General features: G+C 42.5%; 22 protein-coding genes, 1 pseudogene and 1 riboswitch. Of the genes and pseudogenes, 19 read left to right on the top strand and 4 right to left on the bottom strand.

Annotated features, from left to right (window positions below; all coding sequences use genetic code 11):
* Window positions 1–237 precede the first annotated feature (237 nt).
* Complete coding sequence (locus FHX64_RS02275; protein WP_183412226.1) at window positions 238–1,881, top strand: MFS transporter; 1,644 nt, start codon at window positions 238–240, stop codon at window positions 1,879–1,881.
* 262 nt (window positions 1,882–2,143) lie between these two features.
* On the opposite strand, the gene FHX64_RS02270 is transcribed toward FHX64_RS02275, so the two are convergent.
* The 4 genes from FHX64_RS02270 to FHX64_RS02255 form a co-directional block, all read right to left on the bottom strand.
* Entirely contained in the window at window positions 2,144–3,250 is a 1,107-nt protein-coding gene (locus tag FHX64_RS02270; protein ID WP_183412225.1) for an acyltransferase family protein, read from the bottom strand.
* A 78-nt stretch (window positions 3,251–3,328) separates the two neighbouring features.
* The gene (locus tag FHX64_RS02265) at window positions 3,329–4,963 is read right to left on the bottom strand and encodes a carboxylesterase/lipase family protein (protein WP_183412224.1); all 1,635 of its coding nucleotides are present in this window, start codon (window positions 4,961–4,963) and stop codon (window positions 3,329–3,331) included.
* 84 nt (window positions 4,964–5,047) lie between these two features.
* Window positions 5,048–5,740 carry a GDSL-type esterase/lipase family protein gene (locus FHX64_RS02260; RefSeq protein WP_183412223.1) on the bottom strand — a complete coding sequence of 231 codons (693 nt, stop codon included), beginning with the start codon at window positions 5,738–5,740 and terminating at the stop codon, window positions 5,048–5,050.
* Between the two features lie 219 nt (window positions 5,741–5,959).
* A complete protein-coding gene (locus FHX64_RS02255) occupies window positions 5,960–7,444 on the bottom strand; it encodes a cobyric acid synthase (protein WP_183412222.1) in 1,485 nt (494 codons plus the stop codon).
* A gap of 75 nt (window positions 7,445–7,519) precedes the next feature.
* Window positions 7,520–7,788, bottom strand: a riboswitch (cobalamin riboswitch).
* 223 nt (window positions 7,789–8,011) lie between these two features.
* On the opposite strand from FHX64_RS02255, the gene FHX64_RS02250 reads away from it, so the two are divergent.
* The 18 genes and pseudogenes from FHX64_RS02250 to FHX64_RS02165 all read left to right on the top strand — a co-directional run bounded on the left by FHX64_RS02250 (window position 8,012) and on the right by FHX64_RS02165 (window position 25,119).
* Window positions 8,012–9,058 carry a Gfo/Idh/MocA family protein gene (locus tag FHX64_RS02250; protein ID WP_183412221.1) on the top strand — a complete coding sequence of 349 codons (1,047 nt, stop codon included), beginning with the start codon at window positions 8,012–8,014 and terminating at the stop codon, window positions 9,056–9,058.
* Window positions 9,059–9,716: 658 nt separating this feature from the next.
* Complete coding sequence (locus tag FHX64_RS02245) at window positions 9,717–10,106, top strand: NADH-quinone oxidoreductase subunit A (protein WP_183412220.1); 390 nt, start codon at window positions 9,717–9,719, stop codon at window positions 10,104–10,106.
* A 46-nt stretch (window positions 10,107–10,152) separates the two neighbouring features.
* Entirely contained in the window at window positions 10,153–10,722 is a 570-nt protein-coding gene (locus FHX64_RS02240; RefSeq protein WP_246392278.1) for an NADH-quinone oxidoreductase subunit B, read from the top strand.
* A 4-nt stretch (window positions 10,723–10,726) separates the two neighbouring features.
* Window positions 10,727–11,215: an NADH-quinone oxidoreductase subunit C gene (locus FHX64_RS02235; RefSeq protein ID WP_183412218.1), complete on the top strand. Its 489-nt coding sequence runs from the start codon at window positions 10,727–10,729 to the stop codon at window positions 11,213–11,215.
* A 2-nt stretch (window positions 11,216–11,217) separates the two neighbouring features.
* Entirely contained in the window at window positions 11,218–12,441 is a 1,224-nt protein-coding gene (locus FHX64_RS02230) for an NADH-quinone oxidoreductase subunit D (protein WP_183412217.1), read from the top strand.
* Window positions 12,442–12,451: 10 nt separating this feature from the next.
* Window positions 12,452–13,033 carry an NADH-quinone oxidoreductase subunit NuoE gene (gene nuoE, locus FHX64_RS02225; protein ID WP_183412216.1) on the top strand — a complete coding sequence of 194 codons (582 nt, stop codon included), beginning with the start codon at window positions 12,452–12,454 and terminating at the stop codon, window positions 13,031–13,033.
* Complete coding sequence (gene nuoF / locus FHX64_RS02220) at window positions 13,012–14,352, top strand: NADH-quinone oxidoreductase subunit NuoF (RefSeq protein WP_183412215.1); 1,341 nt, start codon at window positions 13,012–13,014, stop codon at window positions 14,350–14,352. Before nuoE ends, nuoF begins: the two co-directional genes overlap by 22 nt.
* Window positions 14,353–14,358: 6 nt before the next feature.
* A complete protein-coding gene (locus FHX64_RS02215) occupies window positions 14,359–15,318 on the top strand; it encodes an NADH-quinone oxidoreductase subunit G (RefSeq protein WP_183412214.1) in 960 nt (319 codons plus the stop codon).
* Window position 15,319: 1 nt separating this feature from the next.
* The gene (gene nuoH / locus FHX64_RS02210) at window positions 15,320–16,342 is read left to right on the top strand and encodes an NADH-quinone oxidoreductase subunit NuoH (RefSeq protein WP_183412213.1); all 1,023 of its coding nucleotides are present in this window, start codon (window positions 15,320–15,322) and stop codon (window positions 16,340–16,342) included.
* A gap of 68 nt (window positions 16,343–16,410) precedes the next feature.
* Complete coding sequence (locus FHX64_RS02205) at window positions 16,411–16,998, top strand: NuoI/complex I 23 kDa subunit family protein (protein ID WP_221202122.1); 588 nt, start codon at window positions 16,411–16,413, stop codon at window positions 16,996–16,998.
* A gap of 2 nt (window positions 16,999–17,000) precedes the next feature.
* Window positions 17,001–17,501 carry an NADH-quinone oxidoreductase subunit J family protein gene (locus tag FHX64_RS02200; RefSeq protein WP_183412212.1) on the top strand — a complete coding sequence of 167 codons (501 nt, stop codon included), beginning with the start codon at window positions 17,001–17,003 and terminating at the stop codon, window positions 17,499–17,501.
* A gap of 4 nt (window positions 17,502–17,505) precedes the next feature.
* A complete protein-coding gene (gene nuoK, locus FHX64_RS02195) occupies window positions 17,506–17,835 on the top strand; it encodes an NADH-quinone oxidoreductase subunit NuoK (RefSeq protein ID WP_183412211.1) in 330 nt (109 codons plus the stop codon).
* A gap of 17 nt (window positions 17,836–17,852) precedes the next feature.
* Complete coding sequence (gene nuoL / locus FHX64_RS02190) at window positions 17,853–19,745, top strand: NADH-quinone oxidoreductase subunit L (protein WP_183412210.1); 1,893 nt, start codon at window positions 17,853–17,855, stop codon at window positions 19,743–19,745.
* A 4-nt stretch (window positions 19,746–19,749) separates the two neighbouring features.
* The gene (locus FHX64_RS02185; RefSeq protein ID WP_183412209.1) at window positions 19,750–21,174 is read left to right on the top strand and encodes a complex I subunit 4 family protein; all 1,425 of its coding nucleotides are present in this window, start codon (window positions 19,750–19,752) and stop codon (window positions 21,172–21,174) included.
* A gap of 23 nt (window positions 21,175–21,197) precedes the next feature.
* Entirely contained in the window at window positions 21,198–22,577 is a 1,380-nt protein-coding gene (locus FHX64_RS02180) for an NADH-quinone oxidoreductase subunit N (RefSeq protein WP_183412208.1), read from the top strand.
* A 100-nt stretch (window positions 22,578–22,677) separates the two neighbouring features.
* Window positions 22,678–23,103, top strand: a complete 426-nt coding sequence (locus FHX64_RS02175; RefSeq protein ID WP_183412207.1) for a helix-turn-helix domain-containing protein — start codon at window positions 22,678–22,680, stop codon at window positions 23,101–23,103.
* Window positions 23,100–23,777, top strand: a pseudogene (locus FHX64_RS02170) (IS3 family transposase); the annotation flags it as partial. The gene FHX64_RS02175 and the pseudogene FHX64_RS02170, both read left to right, overlap by 4 nt.
* A gap of 127 nt (window positions 23,778–23,904) precedes the next feature.
* The gene (locus FHX64_RS02165) at window positions 23,905–25,119 is read left to right on the top strand and encodes an IS256 family transposase (protein WP_183411945.1); all 1,215 of its coding nucleotides are present in this window, start codon (window positions 23,905–23,907) and stop codon (window positions 25,117–25,119) included.
* The last annotated feature ends 265 nt before the right edge of the window (window positions 25,120–25,384 follow it).

The raw sequence follows: 25,384 nt of genomic DNA, 5'->3' as shown, positions 1-25,384 counted from the left end.
CCGCCTTTGGAGGGGCCGGGGGAGGTCAGGCGCTTCCTGATTCCATTCCAATTGCACATGATTTATAATCCATAGAAACAATGAATATATCTCCGGTTTAAACATCTTTTTTCTTTATAAATGATAAACATATTCTATATTTATACCTGTTTCTGATTTTTCACCCCTTTGAAAAATAGCCTGTTTGCCGAAAACTCAACATAAGTTGTATCTTTGCCCTTCAAAAAACAAACAGGCATGAGCAAAATCTCAAAAGCATTAAAGAAATTTCCCGGAGTATTCTGGATTGCCAACACCATGGAGTTGCTGGAAAGGTGGGCATGGTATGGTTTATTTGCCGTTCTGGCACTGTATCTTACACAATCCACCGACACAGGGGCGTTGGGTTTTTCCCAGACACAAAAGGGGGATATCATGGGCATCGTCACCGCCATCCTGTACCTGTTGCCCATTGTGACAGGAGCCATTGCCGACCGCTTCGGATACAAAAAAGTGCTGATACTGGCCTATATCGTGTTATCTACAGGCTATTTCATGATGGGACAGTTTACCACCTATGGCTATGTGTTTTTTGCTTTCCTGTATGTAGCCCTCGGAGCAGCCATGTTTAAGCCCATCGTCTCAGCCACCGTAGCCAAGACCACGGATGAAGAGACAAGCTCGATAGGCTTCGGCATTTTCTATATGATGGTCAACATAGGCGGTTTCCTGGGGCCTATCGTGTCGTCGAAGATGCGGGTGGTAGCCTGGGATCATGTGTTCACCATGTCAACCATCTCCATTTTGCTCAACCTGGTGCTGGTGCTCCTTTTCTACAAAGAACCCAAACGCGAAACCGAAGTAGAAGCGAAAAAATACCTGATTCTCGATTACCTGAACATCTTATGGACGCTCATCACTTCCATCATCATCTTTGTCGTCTTCTTCACGATCTTCCTTACCATCTTCGTCGCCGAGTCGCTGGTGATCTTCCTGTTGAAGGAAAGAGTCAGCTTTAAGTTTGTCGATTTCATCAACACCTTACCCATTGGCGACGACAACAAAAAGATATTCCGCAACATTACCACCATATTCCGCGATTCAAAATTTATCCTCTTCCTGGTGTTTATAGTAGGATTCTGGACCATGTTCAACCAGATCTTTTATACACTGCCCAACTTCATCGACCAGTGGGTCAACACCCAATCGCTCTATGATTTCTTCGGACATATCTGGTCGGGGCTCTCCTGGTTCTTTGGTCCCGATGATGGCCGCAGGGTGATAGAGCCAGAAATTGTGGTAAGCTTTGATGCCGGATTTATCATCCTCTTCCAGATTCTGATCTCCTCTTTCGTCATGCGGATGCGTCCCATCAACTCCATGATCAGCGGCATTATTGTATCCGCCATTGGGGTAGCGCTTGCCTTTGCCACCCACAGCGTAGCTTTTGTGGTACTGGGCATCTTTATTTTCTCCATCGGGGAAATGGCTTCCTCACCAAAGTTCACAGAATATATCGGCATCATTGCCCCTCGCGAAAAAGTGGGGATGTACATGGGTTATTCCTTCCTGCCTGTGGCTATCGGCAATTTCTTTGCCGGAATCCTTTCCGGAAGGGTTTACCAAAGCATGAGCGACAAGATCTCCCTTTTGCAGATTGATGCTGCCAGGCGTGGGCTTCATATCCCGGCGATCTCGAAAACCACCGACTTTACGCAAAACGATTACATCAACCGTTTTTGTAAACTCACCGGCATGAGTCACGACCAGGTAACGGAATATTTATGGCAACACTATCACCCGGCCAATATCTGGATTATTTTTGCCCTTATTGGCTTTGTCGCTGTAGCTGGATTGTGGATTTACGACCGTTATATCCTCGGTACTGCCCGGAAAAGATAGAGATAACTAATTCAATCTATATTCTTGACAATCATTACATTTAAACAAATTGCCTATTAATAGACATTGTATGACATACAAAAGTTCAATAAAGCAATCCTATATTACTATAATTTCATGGTACTATATTAGGATATAGGATCGTCTTATATTACCATATCGTCCGAAGCAATATCAGAGAGGCGCAATGAAGAGAAACCCCTGGCGCTGGTAGCCAATTACAGGCGAAAACTCAACAAAAGTGTTTATGATTCGATGTATATCAATCAAATACAGGACCGACAACAGGAATCTTACGTATCAGCCATGATACCCATACGGCAACGGTTATTGTTATCGTACCGGCTATGAGAAACTTTGCCAACGGATCCATGTGTACTCCTTTCAGCAAAAGCGAAACCGTGATCAATACAGGAGCATGAAAGACATAGATGCCAAACGTATTATCGGAAAAGAATTTCATCCATTTGCCCTGATAGTTAAACCTGGCCCGGGTAATGCCCAGCAGGGCAACAATAAAGGCAACACAAAAAAACGACTCCCACAAGGCATACAGGAAAGCCGAAAGATTCATGCCCCCGAAAATAGCCATTTGAGGCCCCGGCACATTCCCGCTCAACCAGGGCGCAACCCATAACGGCAGCCCGATGGCAAAAGCGGCAATCATCCATCCACGCCCCATGCGACCACTGATCTTTTCCACCAGATGATGGCGGCTGGCTTCCGTTCCTAACAGAAACATAACGATGTATGCGGCAAAGAAACAAAACTGAAGGTTCATAAACGATGTACCAATGGGCGCTACCAGTCGGATGAGAAAAGCGGCCAGCGTAATGACGCCAATGGTGCCAAGCAGGAAACCCGTACGGAGTTTTTTTGTGTCATCCGCAGGAGGTAAATGGCCGGCAAACAAAGCATACAACAGGGAAAAGATAAGCAACACCAAAGCAAACCATAAGGGACCTGTCCAACCGAGAAATGAAAAATGGGTAAGCCCGTTCAGAAGGAAAGAACCAACATGCATCTCCGGATAAGCCAGTTTGACACACAAGGGTTGCATCACAAAAATATAGAACAAAACCGGAATCCCCAACCTGTACAATCTTCCCGAAATGAATTTCCGCACTCCTTTGTGGGCAAGGGATGCAGGGACAAAATAGCCTGCTATAAAGAAAAACAAAGACATATCGAAAGCCTGGGTATGCGACTGGAAGAATAAAAAGATCAGTTGCTCAATGTTGCCCAAATGCGTATGCTCCACATAATACCAGCTACCAATGCCACTATAGGTGACGGCGGAATGGACAAACACAACGATAAAGATCGTAAACACCCTGAGGTTGTCGATAAAACGAAGGCGATCAGTCATACTTTTGGAGGATAAGTTACCCCCCGGAATGAACCTCAGGTCATTCCGGAGGGTAATGATATATGTTTACAACAAATGTTATTGTTTGTCATATATTTTCCCGAGCACCGAAAAACGATTGTCGTTTGTTGCCTGTATGGCTATGGATCGTGTTTTGATCCACATAACGGAAGGATTCGGAACATCAGGAGCAGCGGCAGGCCATTCAGGAAGATCTTTCCCGTTCGGATTACCCGTTTTGATGAAATTGGCAAAATAGTCTTCCATGGTGTCGGATACGGCATAATCTTTTTTCCTCCAGGCATACCAGGGGGATAGATAGAGATTTCCAAGGCAATATTCAATTTCCTGCGAATGGGCAGCGCCAATGGCTTTTGGCATAGGAGGCTCATTGCCGCTCTTCTTCATCTCGCCGCCTGCCAGACCGGGAGTCAGGTTGGTATTGGTTAGCGGAGGCCTCGGATTGTCGAACCAATAGCGGTAAACAGGTTGCGTACTGTTGTTCCGTTGCAGGTCAAACCATTTCCACGTGCTGTAAACAATAAATCCGTCGGAAGCCAGATCGGTAGCCGAACGTTCCACCTCTTTTGCGTTTGCATGAGGATAGGCTTTCAGGATATCGTTGTAATTCTGTGGAAATGCAGCTTTCACCTGACGGATGAAATTTTGTGTTGTGTAGGGTTTACCGGTCATAAATGCCAGGCCTGTCATCTCGGCAGAATTCCAGCCCACCAACAAAGGAACCTGAGCCTGTTCCCTGGCTTCATAAATAGCCGGCAATGGTTTTGGGAGAAAATAGCCGTCAATACATGCAGGGAAACCAAATCGTTTGGATTGCACGTAAAGTTCAAGCAGCTTTTTAGCGCTGAGGGCGCGTAAATCTTTCAATGCTGGATAACCGATCTGTTTGGCAAAAGCATCGCCTTCCTTTTCAGCCTGTACCAGCGGTACAGGAGCCATCGTCGGGTTAATGGCCGCTCCGCTCTCGCCGATAGCGCCAGCAATCAACCCTTTCGACAAGGGAGACGCCATTTGTTCACTTACCGAAATAGAACCGGCTGATTCTCCGCCAATGGTTACTTTATCGGGATCGCCGCCAAACGCAGCAATGTTTTGGTGTACCCATTTCAGCGCTGCATTCTGGTCGAGCAGCCCATAGTTGCCGGAAGCTTTATAGGGCGCTTCTGCACTTAGTTGGGAATCGGCAAAGAAACCAAAGACATCCAGACGGTAATTGGCGGTTACGACTACGATGCCTTTTTTGGCCAGACTGGCGCCGTCGTACCGGGGTTCATCACTACTACCGGCAACAAAACCACCTCCATAGAAATAAACCAGGACAGGCAATCCCTTGGTGTTCTTTTTAGCCGGAGTCCATACATTCAGGTAAAGGCAATCTTCGCTCATGGAATCGGAACGGAAATGCATGTCCCCGAATACATTTGCCTGCATGGGCCTTGGCCCGAACTTTTTAGCCTCGCGCACCCCTTTCCAGTTATCCACAGGCTGCGGAGCCTTCCAGCGGAGATCGCCCACAGGCGGTTTGGCAAAAGGAATTCCTAAAAATTTCAACACTCCTGTCGTACTATCCTGAATCCCTTCCAGGATACCATTGGCAATCTTTACCCTTGGCGACAGATCTTGTTTTTTCTGTGATGTACAGGAATACATCATAAAGCAGACGCTCAACGTCAGAAATACCAGTTTCTTCATGTTTTTACTCTCTACAGGGTTAATAACTCAATGATTAATTTATAAAACAGCATATATGCAGCTCCTGGCCAGTATAATAAAACGTTATTTCCAGCCAAAATATTTTTTGATATACGCAATCCACAGCAGGTATCCTTTCCGGTTCATATGCAACCCGTCAGGACCAAAGATATCCGGACGCAAACGTCCCCGGGCATCAAACATCTGACTGCTGACATCCATAAAGCCGGTATTGCGGAAGTGTGAAAGATTACGTTTAAGGGCAAGGTTTGTAGCATTTTGCAGGGGAATGAGCTTCTCACGTGCAAGGGAAGGTTTGATCGAAAGAAAATAGATTTTCGTTGCCGGCAGTTTCTTCTGCACCATATGGACAAACGAATCGCACTGTGCAATGAATACGGCAGGGGTAACTCCTTCGGCAAGATCGTTATCGCCTTCATAAACAACAATAACGGAAGGTTTATAGGGAAATACGATATTATGAATGTAAAAATTCAGGGCTTTCATGTTCGAGCCACCGAATCCACGCTGAATAATGGTATGCCCTTTGAAATCACCGGGCAGTCCCTTCCATAAACGGATGGATGAGCTTCCGGCAAACAGGATAGCGCCTGAAGGGGGAAAATGAGCCGAATCGGCTTTCATGAACTGGTTGATCTCAGACTCAAATCCTACAGGAGTTTTGCCCGGCACATAGTAAGCGGGAGCTTTGGGATGGGCATACAAAAACATAGCGCTGGCGATACAGAAAAGGCTAACAAGATAAATTCGCTTCATAAAGTTATGGTTTAAGGTTATGGTGCATATCATTTGATGCTGAACATCCTTCAAAGGTCATACATTTTTTTGTAAAATCCAACGGTTTGGATGTTTTATTTTAAGTCAGGATATGTTTAGAAAGGAAAAGAAGAGGAATCGGTTCTGTTTGAATATCCGTTGATATGGCTGGCGTCTTCATCATACCTCCGTAAAGGTAAAGATCATTGCCATCCCTCCTTAATCATCTGGCTGCATGGTTTTATAGATGTATTCCATATCTACATGCTGACGGATATGAGCTGCCAGTTTATCGTATTGTTCTTCTTTAAAAGCCGGATAATCGAAAGTAACGGATTTACCGGATTTATATCCGGGCACCTGGCGGAGGATATATCCGACAGTTTCTGTATGGTCAAAAAAACCATGCAGGTAGGTACCAAAAGTCTTTTCATTCCGGAAGTAACCATCACTCACTCCACTGTCAAGGAGACAAAGCGGCGAGGGTTGTTCTGCAACCGTCTCTCCCATATGGATTTCATATCCTGTACAATCGGGTTTGGTGCCGAGAAAAGAAAAATGACAAGCTTCTGTCTTTTTTTCCCGTGTTAGTATAGTTCGTACCGGTAAAAGCCCCAGACCTTGCATTACAGCCACATCCCCTTCTATCCCCAAAGGATCTTCCACCCAATTCCCCATCATCTGGTAACCGCCGCAAATGCCATAAACCGATTTTCCTATAGCATGCTGCTGCAAGATTGCCTTAGCCATCCCTGACTGACGGAGGTAGTTAAGATCGTCGATGGTGTTTTTAGATCCCGGCAACAGGATGATATCGGCATCCGCCAGTTCCTCAGGATGGGATGCATAAAACAGATGGACATCGGGATGCTGTTCCAGCATGTTGAAGTCAGTAAAGTTTGATAAATGCCGCAATAAGACAACGGCAATCGTAACCTTCCCTACCCTGTCCTTTTCTTTCCGGTATTCAAGGGTTACCGAGTCTTCCTGGTCAATATGAATATCATGGAAATAAGGAATAACTCCCACAACAGGCACTCCGGTCAGCTCTTCCAACATTTTCTTTCCATCTTCAAACAACGCCATATCACCCCTGAACTTATTGATGAGAACTCCTTTGATCAACTTCTTCTGAGTTTCGGGTAAGAGCTGAATACTTCCATACACACTGGCAAAAACTCCTCCGCGGTCAATATCGGCAATCAAGAAAGTCGGTGCATTCAAAGCTTCTGCCACGCGCATGTTGGTAATATCCCTGTCCCATAAATTTATCTCCGAAATGCTACCTGCCCCTTCTATTACCAAGGGATTGAATTCCTTCGTCAAGCGATGGCAGGCGGCCATTGCCTGTAGAAAAAGATCATTGCGGTCGGTCTGGTTAAAGTACTGATGTGCGGATTGGTTTCCTATAACTTTTCCGTTAAGCACGACTTGCGAAGAGGTATCGTCGGTTGGTTTCAGTAATACCGGATTCATATCTGCACGGCAGGGAATGCCGCAGGCCTCTGCCTGTGTCGCCTGAGCCCGTCCAATCTCCAGCCCATCCGGCGTTGCATAACTGTTGAGCGACATGTTTTGTGCTTTAAAAGGCGCAGGATGAAAACCATCCTGTTTGAATATCCGGCAAAAAGCAGCATTGATTACACTTTTGCCTACATCGGAACCGGTTCCGACAAACATCACGGGTCGAAGTTGCATACTCATTTCTTATTTAATCATTACTCTCTATTCGAATATGGCAGGAGTAATACTAATCCATCTGCCGGGATGGCCTGAAGTGCCGGTATATGAGCACTGGCAGCTCTTCCGGCTCATTTCCATATGCAAAGCCTACCATTTTCAGTCTCTTCGATCAGCTTTTGTTTTTAGCAACCTTCCCGGCTTTGGGATACTGATAAACAGTGGCAATGGTAATTCAGATACGTTTATGGAATTGACAGCTGCAGATACAGCACCGGAGTAGTTCATTCCGTGATGAAGGCACCGGACTCACTCTTTCGATCATTCCCTGCATTAAGCAATGATCGCCAAATGCGTTGACAAAAGTACTCAAAGTAGTGGGATAGCCAAATTATGATTGCGTCAATATTATTGATCGTAAATCAGCTGTAATTATACAAATTCTAAAAATCAAAGATCAAATCATATCGCCACATCCTGCTTTATCGTATCTTTGCCACGTGAGATTTAAGCGGAGTACCTGTATTTATATTGCTTTTGCTGTGATACAATACTCCTTCTCTAACATCTATAATTTGAAAATAAGACAATATGTATAAATTAGGCATTTTAGGTTTAGGCGAGGGACGCAGCACAATGTCTGCTGCATTGCAAAGCGAAAAATGGATATTACAAAAGGTTTGCGACATGAACGAAGCGTTGTGTAAACAGCGCGCCAAAGAGTTCGATTTCTATCATTACACAACCCGGTATGAAGATTTGCTGAATGATCCTGAAATTGATGTGATCGGGATTTATACGCCTGATAAATGGCATGCCGATCATATTAAAATGGCTCTTCAGGCCGGAAAACATGTAGTTTGTGCCAAACCCCTTCTGGATGATCTGAGCCAGGCCCGGGAGCTGATAGAACTTTCAGAAAAAACAGGGAAAAAAGTATTTGTGGGCCAAAGTAGCCGCTTCTTCGAACCGATGAGACGTCAACGAACAGATTATCTGGCAGGAGAAATAGGCGACCTGGTCACCGTGGAAGCTTATTACCATGCCGACCAACGCTGGTTTCTGGCAAAAGGCTGGTCGCTCGAATCTTCCTTTAAATGGCTTTACGGCGGACTCAGCCATCCTGTTGATTTGGTTCGCTGGTATTTGCCCGATATTGTGGAGGTAATGGGTTATGGCATGCTAAGTCCCAATGGAAAAGCAGGTGGCCTTAAAAATGCAGACACCATGCACTTCATCCTGAAAGCCGCCGATGGACGTATTGCCCGGGTAAGTGGTGTTTATTCATGCCCCATTCAACCCACTTTACGCGACAGCGAGATGAGTTGCATTCTACGTGGTACGGAAGGTTCCAGCCAGGGAGATTATATGGATCTTCGATATGCCATTACCACCTCCTCCGGTGAAGAAAAAATAATCACTTTTGAACATAAACTGAAACATTTTTTCCGCTTTGAAGGTAAATCACACCATGCAGGAGAATACCAGAATTATTATGAATATTTTGCTGATTGTCTTGATTCCGGAGAAACAGCTTATCCCGACCTGCGGGAAGGAATCGGAACAGTAGCCATTATGCAGGCCATGGATGAGTCCTTGCGCACCGGACTACCCGTCAAACCTAAAAACATTTTATGATGTAAACCGTTCGCTGAACAAATACGTGAAAGGGTTTATTGTTCAACATCATCAGCTCTCCTTTTTGAATTTGGATTCTTACACAAGATCGGGAAACATAGTTGTTTCCATCCATACGAAAACAGCCGGCTTGTCATCAACGACAAACACGGCTGCTATAATTCGCAAAAATCTCTTGTTTGATTTAACCCATCGCTACAGCATAGCGGCTAACCATACTGTATTAATAGTTCTACAAATATAGAATTCAATTCTTCTTTCTGCACACCTTTAATTATTAAAAAATAATAAAACATACTCAATACGGCGTTGACACAATGCAGGCAGGTTGCCAATCCATATTTTATTACTTCCATTTTACTACTTTTGGAGGTAACCGGTCAATCCCTGTTCTTATTTTCTTCCTATCAACCTCCGGGATTTTTTATGATCTTCCCCTGTTTCTTACTCAGTGTGCAATCACAAAATGACAGACGGCGAGATGTATTCCTTATATTACCAGTGATACATATCTCTCCGTTGCCATGTCCTGGAAAACCCGGATAAGCCTTTCCTGATTTATACGTTTATCCTATCGCACATAAAGGATTTTTAATGTCCCTTGAATTTTTAATAGCGAATTAATTCTGTATATTTGGCAAACAAAAATATTTTTACGATGCAAACTGTTTCAGTAACTTCCGATTATATACCCATCTTAATTCAAATCATTGTAGCTCTTGCATTTGTCGTCGTGGTAATGTTCATATCTCACTATATCATTACCAAACGGAGACGGGTAAGATCAGTTAGAAAAGAAGACAATTTTGAGTGTGGAATCGAAATTCAGGGAAACGCACGGTTCCCATTTTCAGTTAAGTACTTCTTAGTAGCCATTCTCTTTGTCCTTTTTGATGTAGAAGTAATCTTTTTCTATCCCTGGGCAGTTAATTTCAAAGAAACGGGATGGAATGGGTTTCTGTACATGATGCTTTTTGTAGCCCTCTTTATGTTCGGATTTTTCTACATCTATAAGAAAGGATCATTTGATTGGAATAAGAAGGATTAGGAGGCCCGTTAAGGCCAAAGCAATGAAATATGTAAAAAGTCAATCAATGGAAACAATAACTCATAAACCTAATTATAACGTGGTTGATCCACCCGAAGGATACAGTTCCCCGGGGTTTTTTGCAACAACGCTGGACAAAGCTGTCGGATTGGCCCGTAAAAATTCGATCTGGCCTTTACCATTTGCCACGTCATGTTGCGGCATCGAATTTATGGCAACCATGGGAGCCCATTACGATTTAGGCCGCTTCGGAGCAGAACGTCTCAGCTTTTCTCCGCGTCAGGCAGATTTATTGATGGTGATGGGAACCATCGCAAAAAAGATGGGACCAATAGTTCAGCAAGTGTACGAACAGATGGCTGAGCCCCGCTGGGTAATTGCCGTCGGAGCCTGTGCATCGAGCGGAGGCATTTTTGATACCTATAGCGTTTTACAGGGCATTGACAAAGTAGTTCCCGTAGATGTGTACGTTCCTGGTTGTCCGCCACGCCCGGAACAAATTATCGACGGCTTTATGAAAATACAGGAACTGGTCGCGCACGAATCGTTGCGGCGTCGCTACAGTCCTGAATATATTGCACTGCTCAAAAGCTATGGCATCACTCTAAACGTTTAACACAATGAATATTGATACGATATTTTCTGAATTAAAACAACATTTCAATGACTATATCCTGGCAACAGACAGTACACCGGATATCCCGACAGTAACTATTGTAGCGGAAGCCATAACAGAAATTTTGCAGTACCTTAAAGATCAACAAGGATTTACTGTCTTAACCGATCTGTGTGGCATACACTATCCCAACCAGGAAAAAGAATTGGGCGTCATATATCATCTTAACAATCTGTCTGAAAAGCAACGGATACGAATTAAAGCTTTTGTCACGAAAGAAAGTCCGCAGATCAGCAGCATTGTATCCCTCTATCTGGCTGCAAACTGGATGGAACGGGAAACATATGATTTTTATGGCATCCAATTCGTTGGGCATCCTAACCTGAAACGCATCCTTAACGTAGAATTCATGGATTATTTCCCTATGAGAAAGGAGTATCCGCTGGAAGATGCTACCAGAACCGATAAAGACGACCGCTTTTTTGGAAGATGATTATGAATAAAACATCAAAACATAACAACCCGGCAAAAACAATTCCCAGCATTCAGGTAGATAAAAAATATAACACACTGAACCTGGGGCCTACCCATCCTGCCACACATGGTGTATTTCAGAATATACTGACAATGGACGGGGAGATCATTCTGGGAGCTGAACAAACGATCGGTTACATTCACCGTGCGTTTGAAAAAATAGCCGAACGACGTCCGTATTACCAGATCACGACGCTTACCGACCGGTTAAATTATTGCTCTTCGCCGTTAAACAATATCGGTTGGCATCTTGCCGTCGAAAAACTACTGGGAGTTGAAACCAACAAGCGCATTGATTACATGCGCATCATCGTGATGGAACTTGCACGTATATCCGACCACCTGATCTGTAACAGTGTGACCGGGGTTGACAGCGGAGCACTCACCGGTTTCGTATATGTCTTTCAGGAAAGGGAGCGAATCTATGAGATATATGAGGAATTATGCGGGGCAAGGCTGACTACTAATTTAGGACGTGTTGGAGGCTTCGACAGAGACTTCTCACCGACTGCTTTGCGCAAGATAAGAGAACTCTTAGACCGATTACCTAAAGTAATGCATGAATTTGAAACATTGCTTTTACGGAACCGTATTTTTATGGATCGAACTATCAATGTAGGCGGCATTTCAGCCGAAAGAGCCCTGAATTATGGGTTTACCGGTCCATGTCTGCGAGCTGCCGGCGTAGATTATGATCTGCGCGTACATGAGACTTATTCATCCTATCAGGATTTCGATTTTGTGGTTCCCATAGGACAAAACGGCGACACATACGATCGTTTCTGTGTAAGACAAACTGAAATATGGGAAAGCATGAAGATGATTAAAACGGCAATGGAGAATCTTCCCGAAGGAAAGTTTAATGCAGAAGTACCCGCATTTTATATGCCTCCCAAAGAAGAGGTATATAGCAGAATGGAGCCGCTGATCAGTCACTTCAAGATGGTAATGGGCGAAATTGATGTTCCGGCAAAAGAGATCTATCATGCCGTGGAAGGAGCAAACGGAGAACTTGGATTTTACATTGTTTCCGAAGGAGGGCGTACGCCGTACCGGTTACATTTCAGACGCCCCTGTTTTGTCAATTATCAGGCTTATCCCGAAATGATTATCGGATCGAACATCTCTGATGCTATCCTTACTATGAGCAGTATGAATATAATTGCCGGAGAATTAGATGCATAAAAATAAAACTATGAGCGATAAACATTTTCACCATAAACTCTATGTAAAAAAGAACATCGACGTTGCATTCTCCCCCGACACGTTGCGGAAAGTAGAAAGCATTCTGTCTCATTATCCTGAAGATCAAAAGAAATCGGCATTGATTCCGGTCTTGCAGATTGCACAGGAAGAGTTTGGAGGCAGCCTGAACGTGGACATTATGGACTACGTGGCTTCCTTATTAAATATCACTCCTATTGAAGTGTACGAAGTTGCAACATTCTACTCACAATTCTATCTCGATCCGGTCGGGAAATACGTGATTGAAGTGTGTCAGACAGGTCCGTGCGCTATTTGTGGAGGCGAAGATGTATTGCACTATCTGGAGCAAAAGCTGAAGATCAAGGTCGGCGAAACAACCGAAGATAAACTTTTTACACTCAAGGCGGTAGAATGCTTGGGAGCTTGCGGTTCGGCTCCTGTAATGCAGGTGAATACCGAGTTTTACGAATATCTCAATCTTGATAAAATTGACGACATCCTTGAGACCTTGCGCAAAGAGAGTGCATTACCAAAACCAGAAAAGCAGACATGGAAAGAAAGATTATCTTAGAAAATATAGAAGTTGAAGGAATTCGCTTTCTCAATGTTTACAGGAAACACGGCGGTTATTCATCCGTTGAAAAAGCGCTGAAAACCATGACGCCCGACGAAGTGGTCAATGAGGTAAAACTCGCAGGATTACGCGGACGTGGCGGAGCAGGTTTCCCTGCAGGAATGAAATGGAGTTTCATTGACAAGAAAAGCAATAAGCCCCATTATCTGGTTTGTAATGCCGACGAAAGTGAACCCGGAACCTTCAAGGATCGTTACCTGATGGAACATATCCCCCATCGTCTGATTGAAGGGATGATTTGTGCTTCGTATGCTCTTGAAGCCCATACCGCCTACATTTATGTACGGGGAGAATACAAATACATCGTAGGCATACTGAATGAGGCCATTAAAGAATGCTATCAGCAGGGACTTCTTGGCGAAAACATTCTTGGGAGCCATTATGATCTGGATATTTATGTGCATTGCGGAGCCGGAGCATACATCTGTGGCGAAGAAACCGCCCTACTCGAATCCCTGGAAGGTAAAAGGGGAAATCCAAGGCTTAAACCCCCCTTCCCTGCCGTCAAGGGACTCTATCAGTCTCCGACGGTAGTGAACAACGTGGAAACGTTGTCGAACATCGGATGGATTGTGAACAACGGGGGCGAAACCTTTGCCAAAATAGGTATCGGCAAGAGCACAGGCACCAAACTGATTTCAGCTTGTGGACACATTAACCGTCCCGGGGTATATGAAATTGAATTGGGATTACCTGTGGAGGAATTTCTTTACAGCGAACAATATTGCGGTGGTATTAAGGATGGGAAAGAACTGAAAGCGGTCATTCCCGGAGGCTCATCTGTTCCCATACTGCCAAAGAACTTAATTCTGAATACCCTCCAGGGAGAAAAACGGCTGTTAAGCTATGAATCCTTGGCCGAAGGAGGTTTCGTAAGCGGATCCATGTTAGGATCGGGAGGATTTATTGTGTATGATGAAGATGATTGTATCGTACGCAACACCTATAATTTTTCCCGTTTCTATCACCATGAATCGTGTGGACAATGTTCACCCTGCCGGGAAGGAACCGGATGGATGGATAGCGTACTCTACCGGTTGGAAAACGGTGAAGGAAAGATGAAAGATATTGATTTGCTGGTTAATATTTCATCCCATATCGAAGGCAACACCATCTGTCCGCTGGGTGATGCTGCGGCCTGGCCTGTTGCTGCAGCAATAAGGCATTTTAGAGAAGAATTTGAGTTTCATGTTACGCATCCGGAGATTGTCCGGAACATTAAACATGGTTCTCTTGCAAAATACATAAACAACTAAACGGCAATGTTAACAGTAACAATTGATAACCACACCATTGAAGTAGAAGAAGGGACAACTATACTTCAGGCGGCAAGACTCATCGGAGGCGACATTGTTCCACCGGCGATGTGTTATCACTCCAAGTTGAAAGACAGTGGAGGGAAATGCCGTACCTGTATGGTGAAAGTAGTGCAGGGATCGACGAAAGATCCGCGTCCTATGCCAAAATTAGTACCTTCATGCCGTACAGCTGTCATGGATGGCATGGTAGTGCAAAACATCACATCACCGGAAGTATTGGAAGCCCGCAGGGCAGTGGTGGAATTTCTGTTGATCAACCATCCGCTGGATTGTCCGGTTTGCGATCAAGCTGGCGAATGTGATCTACAAAATTTAAGCTACGAACATGGCAGCAATACCTCACGGTTTGAAGAAGAAAAACGGACATATGATCCTATTACTATTGGCGATCTGATTCAGTTTCATCCCAACCGTTGCATCTTATGCTACCGTTGTGTGTACGCAGCAGAACAATTTACAAACAAAAGGATGCACGGCGTCTTGTACCGCGGAGATAAGGCTGAGATATCTACTTTCATCCAGCAAGCCATTGATAACGACTTTTCGGGTAACATGATTGATGTGTGTCCGGTCGGAGCATTAACGGATAAACCTTTCCGTTTTAAAAACAGGGTTTGGTTTCTTAAACCAATGGATGCACACCGGAGTTGTACAAAATGTTCCGGGAAAGCTACGTTATGGATGCGAGGTAATGAAGTTTACCGGGTAACCGGCAGACGCAACAAATATGGAGAAGTGGAAGATTTTATCTGTAATGAATGTCGCTATGAGAAGAAAGATGCGACAGCATGGGAGATTGAAGGCCCGCGCGCCATTGAACCGACATCAGTTATCAGCCAAAACCATTATCGAAACATGGTGAAACCATCGGTTATAAATCCTTTAAAAGAAAAGATGGAATAATATGGATGTGATCATTCTATTTAAAACGGCGCTAATTATTGTCATACTTTTGCTCAGTCTTGTCATTGCAATGTATGCAACACTGGTTGAGCGCAAAATTGCAGGTTTTTTTCAAGATCGCCTTGGGCCTAACAGGGCAGGCATATTTGGAATTCTTCAACCTGTAGCAGATGGAGTAAAACTCTTCTTCAAAGAAGAATTTATGCCTGCTACTGCCGATAAATTTCTATATGTATTAGGGCCTTCGCTCACTATGCTGATTGCCCTGCTCGGGAGTGCTGTTATTCCATGGGGAAATACGCTGGTTATCGGAAATAATGTATTCCCATTACAGGTCGCCGACGTCAATATTGGCATTTTATATGTATTTGCCGTGACCTCCATCGGAGTTTATGGCATTATGATAGGAGGCTGGTCATCAAACAACAAATATGCCCTGATGGGGGCAGTACGTTCTGCTTCTCAAATGATCAGTTATGAACTGGCCATGGGAATGTCAATCATCGCCATTGTAATGATGTCAGGCACATTAAGTTTGAAAGATATTGTAGCACAACAACATGGTTTGCATTGGAACGTATGGTATCAGCCTATTGGTTTTTTTGTATTTGTGATTAGCGCTTTTGCTGAGTGCAACCGGACTCCATTTGATTTGCCTGAATGCGACTCAGAACTTATTGGCGGTTATCATACCGAATACAGCTCCATGAAACTGGGATTTTATCTCTTCTCAGAGTATATTAATATGTTTATCTCTTCGGCAATTATCTCTTCGTTATACTTTGGAGGCTACAACTTCCCATTTATGCACGAATTGGGATTGTCGCACAACTGGCTAACCATAGCGGGAACCATCGCGTTCTTTATCAAAATAAGTTTCTTTATCTTCCTGTTCATGTGGGTGCGCTGGACTTTGCCACGCTTCCGTTACGATCAGTTAATGCGGTTCGGATGGAAAGTGCTATTGCCATGGGCAATTATCAACATCGTAGCAACCGGAATAATTGAGTTAGTGAAGCATTAAGACCTTTAACTGAATTATTGAGGAAGAAATGAGAAATCAAAACGAAAGCATATGTAAAGCATTGAACAATGAATCAGGACTTAAATAAAATAAAACTGACCGACCGATCACAGGTTGTTTCCAACAAAAAGATGACATTGTTGGAAAAATTTTATCTGCCGGCCATTTTCAAAGGATTATACGTCACTTTTACGCATTTGTTCAGGAAGAAAACCACCATTCAGTTTCCTGAAGTAAAGCGTCCGGTTTCCTCTATTTACAGGGGAATGCATGTATTGAAACGTGACGAAGAAGGCCGTGAACGATGCACTGCCTGTGGTCTATGTGCATTATCGTGTCCGGCTGAAGCCATAACAATGGTTGCCAAAGAAAGGCTGGAAAGTGAAAAACATCTGTACCGCGAAGAAAAATATGCTGCTGTGTATGAAATCAACATGTTACGATGCATCTATTGCGGCGATTGCGAAACGGCTTGTCCAAAGGAAGCTATTTTTCTGACTGATCGTTTCGTTCCCAGTGAAGAAGCACGTGACAACTTCATCTATGGCAAAGATAAGCTGCTTGAACCGATTGATGCCCGGATTGATGTATCGAAAAGGCAAACGCCTGAAGTCCTGGCATTCAAAAAAGATAAAACGCAATTACATAACAAATAAGTATGTTACAGGTATATCTCTTTATATTTTTAAGCATCGTAGCTATTTCCTCGGCCATGATGGTATTGATTACCAAGAATCCGGTGCATAGCGTACTCTATCTGACATTAACCTTTTTTGCACTGGCCGGACATTATATTCTATTGAATGCCCAATTTTTAGCGGTGGTGCATGTTATTGTCTATGCCGGAGCTATCATGGTTTTATTCCTGTTCACTGTGATGTTATTGAATTTGAACAAAGAAGGACAGTTTCCGAAAACAAACCTGATAAAAATCATGGCAGTCATAGCCGGCGGATTGCTCTTCGTGGTACTGATCGGATCCATAAAATCATCAGAACTGACAACGCTCACCAATCCTACTACCAGTCAAATTGGACTGGTAAAGAATTTAGGGAAAACATTATTTACAGAATACCTCCTGCCTTTTGAACTCTCTTCAGTTCTTTTCCTTTCGGCAATGGTAGGTGCTGTAATGCTTGGTAATAAACATAAAAAATAAGAAGATGGAAACAGCAGTCACCCAATTACAAATGATTCCTCTTATCTATTACGTTATATTTTGTTCCGCCCTGTTTACCATCGGAGTAGTGGGCGTATTGGTAAAACGTAACGCCCTGGCAATTTTCATGTCGGTCGAACTGATGCTGAATTCAGCGAATCTTTTGATAGCAGCATTTGCCGCTTATCGGAACGATCCATCTGGGCAAGTGTTTGTCTTCTTCATCATGGTGGTGGCAGCAGCCGAAATAGCTATCGGGCTTGCATTGCTGGTAGTGGTTTACCGTTCATCACACACGATTGACATTAACATCTTAAATCGTCTCAAATGGTAATGGAACAGTCTTCTTTTATGCAAATTATAGCACAGCTCTTGTTACTTTTCCCGTTGCTTGGATTTCTGGCAATCGGGTTATTTCAAAAGTTGATTTCTAAAAATCTGGCAGGGGTTGTCGCCTCTTCGCTGGTATTTTTCAACCTGATAATTTCTTTCGTATTATTCTGGTATGTCAGCACCACTGGACAAACAGTACAGGTCAATCTGTTTGATTGGATACAATTTGCCTCCATTTCCATTCCATTCGGCATCACGGTCGATCGCCTGTCAGTGCTGATGTTACTGGTTGTGAATGGTGTAGGCTGGCTCATTCATGTCTATTCTATTGGTTATATGAAAAATGATGAAGGCGTAAACCGGTTCTTTTCTTATATGAACCTCTTTATCTTCTTCATGTTGATTTTAGTACTGAGTTCCAATTACCTGATGATGTTTATAGGCTGGGAAGGCGTCGGGCTGTGTTCCTATCTGTTGATTGGATTCTGGTATAAAGATCACGCCAACAATAATGCAGCAAAGAAAGCCTTTATTATGAACCGGATCGGAGATTTGGGTTTTCTGATTGCTACATTTATGCTCATTCACACCTTCGGCACATTAAACATCAGCGATGTGGCCAATAAAGCGATGATTATGCCATCAGGCAACACAGCTTTACTGATCATCACACTCGGTTTGTTTATGGGAGCCATTGGGAAAAGTGCCCAAATACCTTTATTTACATGGTTACCAGATGCTATGGCAGGCCCCACACCTGTGTCAGCGCTCATCCATGCTGCCACAATGGTTACCGCAGGGGTTTATCTGGTAGCTCGTTCCAGTGTGATCTTCGTGTTAGAACCGTTCACCATGAACCTGATTTTAGTCATAGGAGCCATCACGGCTGCGATTAGCGGACTGATTGCTATTTACCAGTATGATATCAAGAAAATACTGGCATATTCAACGGTTAGTCAGTTGGGATTCATGTTTATGGCATTAGGATTGGGCTCTTTTTCAGGAGCCATGTTTCATCTTACCATGCATGCGTTTTTTAAAGCATTGCTTTTCCTCGGAGCTGGTAGTGTGATTCATGCATTAAATCAGGAACAGGACATCCGCAACATGGGGGGATTGCGTAAGAAAATTCCAGCAACATTCTTCATGTTTTTGATCGCTTCCATTGCCATCTCAGGGATTCCTCCTTTTGCGGGCTTTTTCTCTAAAGAATACATTCTTTCAGCGGCTTACGAACATGGCATGGCTACAGGCATTATTGCGACTCTTATTTCATTGCTGACAACCATCTACATGTTCCGTATGGTATTCATTGCCTTCTACAAACCTGAAAGCAATGCTGTTAAAACCAATCATCATATTCACGAATCACCTAAAGTAATGTTGATTCCGATGGCTGTGCTGACTGTATTGTCTATGATAGGCGGTTTTGTACAAATTCCTGCTTTATTTGGTTCAGACAAGGTATTCAGCAATTATTTGTCGCCTATGTTTGCAACAGCACATCAAATCGCACCTATGCCCGAACAGGCACTTGGTATTGGGACTGAATGGCTGACATTATTGATTCCACTGACTATTATTGCTTTGTTGATTGTGTGGCTATACCATCGATTTGCTAAAGATCACGAAGCTGTAAAATTAACCGGCATAGAAACCATCATGGCCCGTAAATTTTATTTTGACGAGATTTATGACTTTTGTGTTGTCAAACCCGTTGAACGATTATCCATATTTCTCCGCGAAACCATTGATCAGGGCATCATAAACCGTTTTGTCAATTCGGTTGGTCAGGGAACCTTATATATTGGAGCCAAAATTCGCCTGTTGCAAACCGGTAATATCGGATTTTATCTCATGATAATGGTATTCAGTATTATAGCACTTTTATTGTTTAATCTTATTCGATAAATAGATGATCATCGTACTTTTAATTATCCTTCCGTTAATCACTTCCCTTTTTCTGTTTACAGGAAAAGCGGGACAACAGAGTAAAACGGTTGCTTTTGTTGCATCGCTCATTGTTTTTGTCATTGCAATGTTAGGCGGCTATGACGTGTGGGCTGCTCCCGGGACAGGATTGGTTGCCAATCTTAATCTGGAGCAAATAATGGGACTGAATATTGCCTTAAAAATGGATGCTTTGTCTGTCCTTTTTGTTATCTTAACCACACTGCTTGTGCCTATCATCCTTGCTTCAACAGATAGGAACAAACGTCGTCCTGCCAGCTTTTTTGCACTGATCATGTTAATGCAATCAGCGCTAGTCGGAGTGTTTACGGCATCGGATATGATTTTATTTTATATTTTCTGGGAATTTGCGCTATTACCGATTTTCTTTATCACCGCCCGCTGGGGAGGTGAAAACTCAAGACGAATCAGTATTAAATTCTTGATTTATACCGTCATTGGAAGTTTCTTCATGCTCGTCGCTATTTTGTACCTGTACACGTTAACGCCAGCTCCCCATTCTTTTAGTTTTGACTCATTTTACCAACTCCACATACCTTATGCGGCACAGATACCTTTGTTTCTAGCTTTCTTTCTGGCATTCGCCATCAAGATTCCGCTATTTCCATTCCATTCATGGCAGGTCGAAACCTACAATGCATCTCCTGTACAAGGATCAATGTTGCTGGCAGGTATCATGCTGAAAATGGGTCTTTATGGAATTGTGCGCTTTCTGATTCCCTTGTGTCATGATGTCGTGGCAAACGGGTCGCTGTATGTTCTGCCGATTATTTTGTTTGGCGTAATTTATGGAGCCATCATTGCTATCAATCAGCCTAATCTGAAAAAATTGATTGCCTTTGCCTCTTTAGCTCACGTTGGCATTATTGCGCTGGGATTATTATCAAACAATGCTTACGGTATTGAAGGAGGTATTCTACAAATGTTTTCACACGGGGTAAACATCGTCGGTTTCTTTCTTTGTTATTACATTATTGTTAAACGGACAAAAACAGACAATATCAGTCAATTGGGGGGAATTGCCAGAGTAGCTCCCCGTTTTGCCACTATATTCATGATCATTCTTTTAGCTAATGTAGCGTTACCGCTTACCAACAGTTTCGTGGGAGAATTTTTGATTTTGCTCGGATTGTTTACATACAATAAAGTATTGGCGGTGATTGCCGGACTGACGATTATTCTTGGAGCTGTTTATATGCTGAAAATGTACCAAAGAATAATGTACGGTGAAAAGAAACCTTCTACGGAAAATTTCTCTGATTTAACTCTTAAGGAAACCTTACTTTTCGTACCAATCATTTTCTCCGTATTTTTAGTTGGTATTTATCCGTCATTTATCTTGCAAATGTTGCAAGGAGTGGTTAAATAATTCTCTTATAAAAACATCGACTTATGTACGCCATCATTACAATATCCATTGTTGCCATTCTGATTTTATTTCTGGGAGCCATTCGCCAGACAAAATTTCTTTTGCCTGTTATTTTTGTTGGTCTGATAGCTGCTTTTGTCGTCAATCTGTTGGGGTGGAATCAGAACATTCATTATATTAATGAGATGTATATCAACGATAACTTCACGATAGCGTTCAATGGTATACTGATATTTTCAACCTTATTGGTTTTTATGCTCGTTCCGCTCTATTACGTATCGGTTAAACATACAATGGAAGATACCTATGCTCTCATTTTGTTTGCACTGATCGGAGGTTTAATCATGACGGCATTTGGAAATCTGGTGATGTTGTTTTTAGGGATAGAGACACTCTCCTTATCCCTTTATCTCCTGGCCGGTAGTAAAAAGGAAGATCGTTACTCGAATGAGGCGGCCATGAAATATTTTCTGACAGGATCCATAGCTTCGGGTTTTATGCTGTTTGGCATTGCTTTTCTTTACGGCGCATGCGGAAGCTTTAATATGGGAGCCATACAAACATATGTCACCCAACACCAAGCTGCCATCCCTGTCATGTTCACGGTTGGGCTTATACTTATTGCCGTAGGGTTGATATTCAAAATCGGAGCAGTTCCGTTTCATTTCTGGGTACCTGATGTGTATCAGGGTTCTCCAACCTTAATCACTACTTTTATGGCAACCGTGGGAAAAATAGCTGCTTTTGCTGCCTTCTTCCGGTTCGTCAATGCCAGTTTTATGTCAATAGACTTTTTATGGAAAACCCCATTAGTCGTTATTGCTATTGCAACCATTCTTTATGGTAATCTGACAGCTCTTTACCAAAACAACACGAAGCGGATGATGGCTTATTCGGCTATTGCTCATGCAGGATACATGCTTATTGCCATCATCGCGATTAAGGGCAATGATGCTGGAGTTCTACTGTTGTATGCTGTCGCCTATTCCGTAGCAACTATTACGGCCTTTACCGTAATCATGATGGTTCGCAGAAAAACGGGATCCTTTTCTATCAAATCATTCAACGGATTGGCGAAGCAATATCCTCTTGCTGCCTTTGCATTAACAATTGCTATGCTATCATTGGCAGGTATTCCGCCGCTCATTGGGTTTTCAGCAAAATATAATTTGTTTGCCACAGCTATTGCACAAGGACAACTAATGTTGATCATCATTGCAATTATAGGATCCATGATCAGTGTATATTATTACCTGAGGCCTGTTGTGGCTATGTATTTCAGGCCAACATCCAACGAAGAGCCCTTACATCCGGTATCTCAATACAAAATGACAATTCTGGTATTTGTTATTTTGTTGCTTCTTGCCAGCATAGTTCCAGGACTTATTATACATCTGATTTAATGCTCAAAAAAAAAAGAAAAGCCTTGACAAGAATGCCAAGGCTTTTCTTTTTACGTTATTGTCTCGTCCTGAAATAGCGTTACACAAAAAGCGTAAAATAATGGGAGGAATTAAGAATCAGTATGTAAAGCGCACTCAAAAGGATTATAGCATGTCCTTAAAATTATCGATTATTTCAGAGATAGAACGAGGAGACATCTCAGTCACATCAGCTACGAAGAAATATGGTATACAGGGAAGATCCACAGTAGTTGGTTGGCTCAGAAAATATGGTACCTTTGATTGGGAAAATCAAACGCCGGGTAATATGCCAAAAAGTAAAGATCAAAAGATCCTTGAATTAGAGCAAAAGATCAAGGTTTTAGAAAAGCAAAAAGCATTTTTAGAAAAACAGGCAGAGCAATCTGATATGAAAGCAGCTTTCTTTGACATGATGGTTGATATGGCAGAAAAAGAGTACAATATCTCTATCCGAAAAAACTCTTTACCCGAACAGTCGACCGATTCAGCCAAGAAAACAAAGTGAGCAAAACCTCCACCTGTGGATTGCTCGGGGTAAGTAGACAGGTTTATTATCGTTATTGTAGGTCAAAACAGAAGAAACAGGACAAGGCAGAGCAAGTATTAACAATGGTTCGTCCCATACGGAAAAATATGCCCCGAATAGGATTCAGGAAGTTATATTATCTTCTTTATGAACCATTAATAGAATTACATGTTGGCCGTGACAAGTTTCTATCTATACTAAAGGCTAATCAGATGTTGATTAAACCAAAGAGAAATTATCGTATAACCACAGACTCCCACCATCGTTTTAGAAAGCACAAGAATTTGGTGGCAGATATAGAACTGACCCATCCCGAACAGGTTTGGGTATCGGATATAACTTACATCGGTGGCAGGAACAGAAACTGCTATCTGGCATTAGTTACAGATGCATATTCCAAAAAGATCATGGGTTATGATGTTTCTAATAGCTTGTCCACAGAAAGTTCTTTAAGAGCTTTAAACATGGCCATTAGACAAAAGAGATATAAAAACAAACTGATCCACCATTCGGATAGAGGATTACAGTATTGCAGTAACGATTATCAAAATGTTTTGAAAAAGAAAAAGATCATACCAAGTATGACTGAGCATTATGACCCTTATGCCAATGCGATAGCTGAAAGGGTAAATGGGATATTAAAACAGGAGTTTTTTCTGGAGGATTATCTGGTAGATATCAAAACAATGAAATTGTTGGTAGAAGATGCTGAGACTGTAAATTAAACTGTGTCAGTAAAGAATAAAATAATTTTATAACTTTACAATACAGTTTATTTTTATGGAAGAATTTGATTACAAGGCTTTTCAAGCCAAAGTTTTAGAACAGATAAAATCTGGCAAACCCCTTTTAGGCAAAGATGGTGCCTTTGCGCCCTTGTTAGAAAATATTCTAAATGCAGCTTTAGAGGGAGAAATGGATGCTCATTTAGATGAAGATGAGCGTAGTTTAGGCAATCGGCGCAATGGACGTATGTCCAAACAAGTTCAAACCCAATTGGGTGAAGTCACCGTTCATACACCCCGTGACCGCCATTCCAGTTTTGAACCTGAGTTTATAAAGAAACGTGAAACAATACTTGCAGAAGGTGTTGCAGACCGTATAATTGGTCTTTATGCCTTGGGGAACAGTACTCGGGAAATAAGCGATTGGATGGAGGAAAACCTTGGAAACAGGGTTTCTGCTGACACAATCAGTTCCATAACAAACCGGGTTCTGCCAGAGATTCAGTCCTGGCGTAGCAGGTCATTGGATAGTGTTTATCCAATTGTTTGGATGGATGCCATTCACTACAAAGTGATGGACGAAAAGAATCGCCCTGTAACACGAGCCATATACAACGTATTGGGTGTTGACCGTAACGGTTACAAAGATTTGCTTGGCATGTATATTTCCAAAAGCGAAGGAGCTAACTTTTGGTTATCGGTGCTCACCGATCTTCAATCAAGAGGAGTAAATGACATTCTAATAGCCTCTACGGACAATCTTAGTGGCTTTTCAGATGCTATAAAAAGCGTATTTCCACACACAGTAGTTCAAACTTGTGTGGTGCATCAAATCCGCAATTCAATTAAATATGTTGCAAGTAAAAATCAGAAAACGTTCATGAAAGATTTGAAGCTTGTTTATCAAGCAGTAAGCAAAGAGCAGGCAGCAATCGAACTCGATAATCTTGATTCAAAGTGGGGAAAGGATTATCCAATTGTCATTAAATCATGGCGTGATAATTGGGAAAAACTAACCGCTTATTTTGAGTTTTCTGATGCTATCCGAAGAATCATATATACCACCAATACCGTAGAAGGCTATCACCGTCAGATAAGGAAAGTTACCAAAAACAAAGGTGTTTTTACCAATGATACAGCATTGGAAAAATTGGTGTATTTGGCCTATCGCAATATCCGGAAAAAATGGACTATGCCTCTGTCAAACTGGGGGTTAACTGCACAACAACTGGCGATTAAATTTCCTGAAAGGTTTAATTTATTTGAATAAAATCACAACATCAAATAAATATCCAGGCATTTTTCTTAGTTTTGCTTCCACCCAACAAAACGATGGTGAAACTTTGTGCCATTGTAATAAAAAACGATTAGGGGGTCGACCCCTAACCGTTTTTGCCCAACAAAACTCAGGATCTTCATTATCCATTATAAAAAATCGGATTAATTGAGTATCTGAAATTTGATAAGAATTGAAACTGACACAGTTTATTTTACGCTACCAAGATGCTGTTCATATTTACAATACACAAAGGCCA

The organism is Microbacter margulisiae, assembly GCF_014192515.1.
GTDB classification, from domain to species: Bacteria; Bacteroidota; Bacteroidia; order Bacteroidales; family Paludibacteraceae; genus Microbacter; species Microbacter margulisiae.
This window is presented reverse-complemented; position numbering and strand designations above follow the sequence as displayed.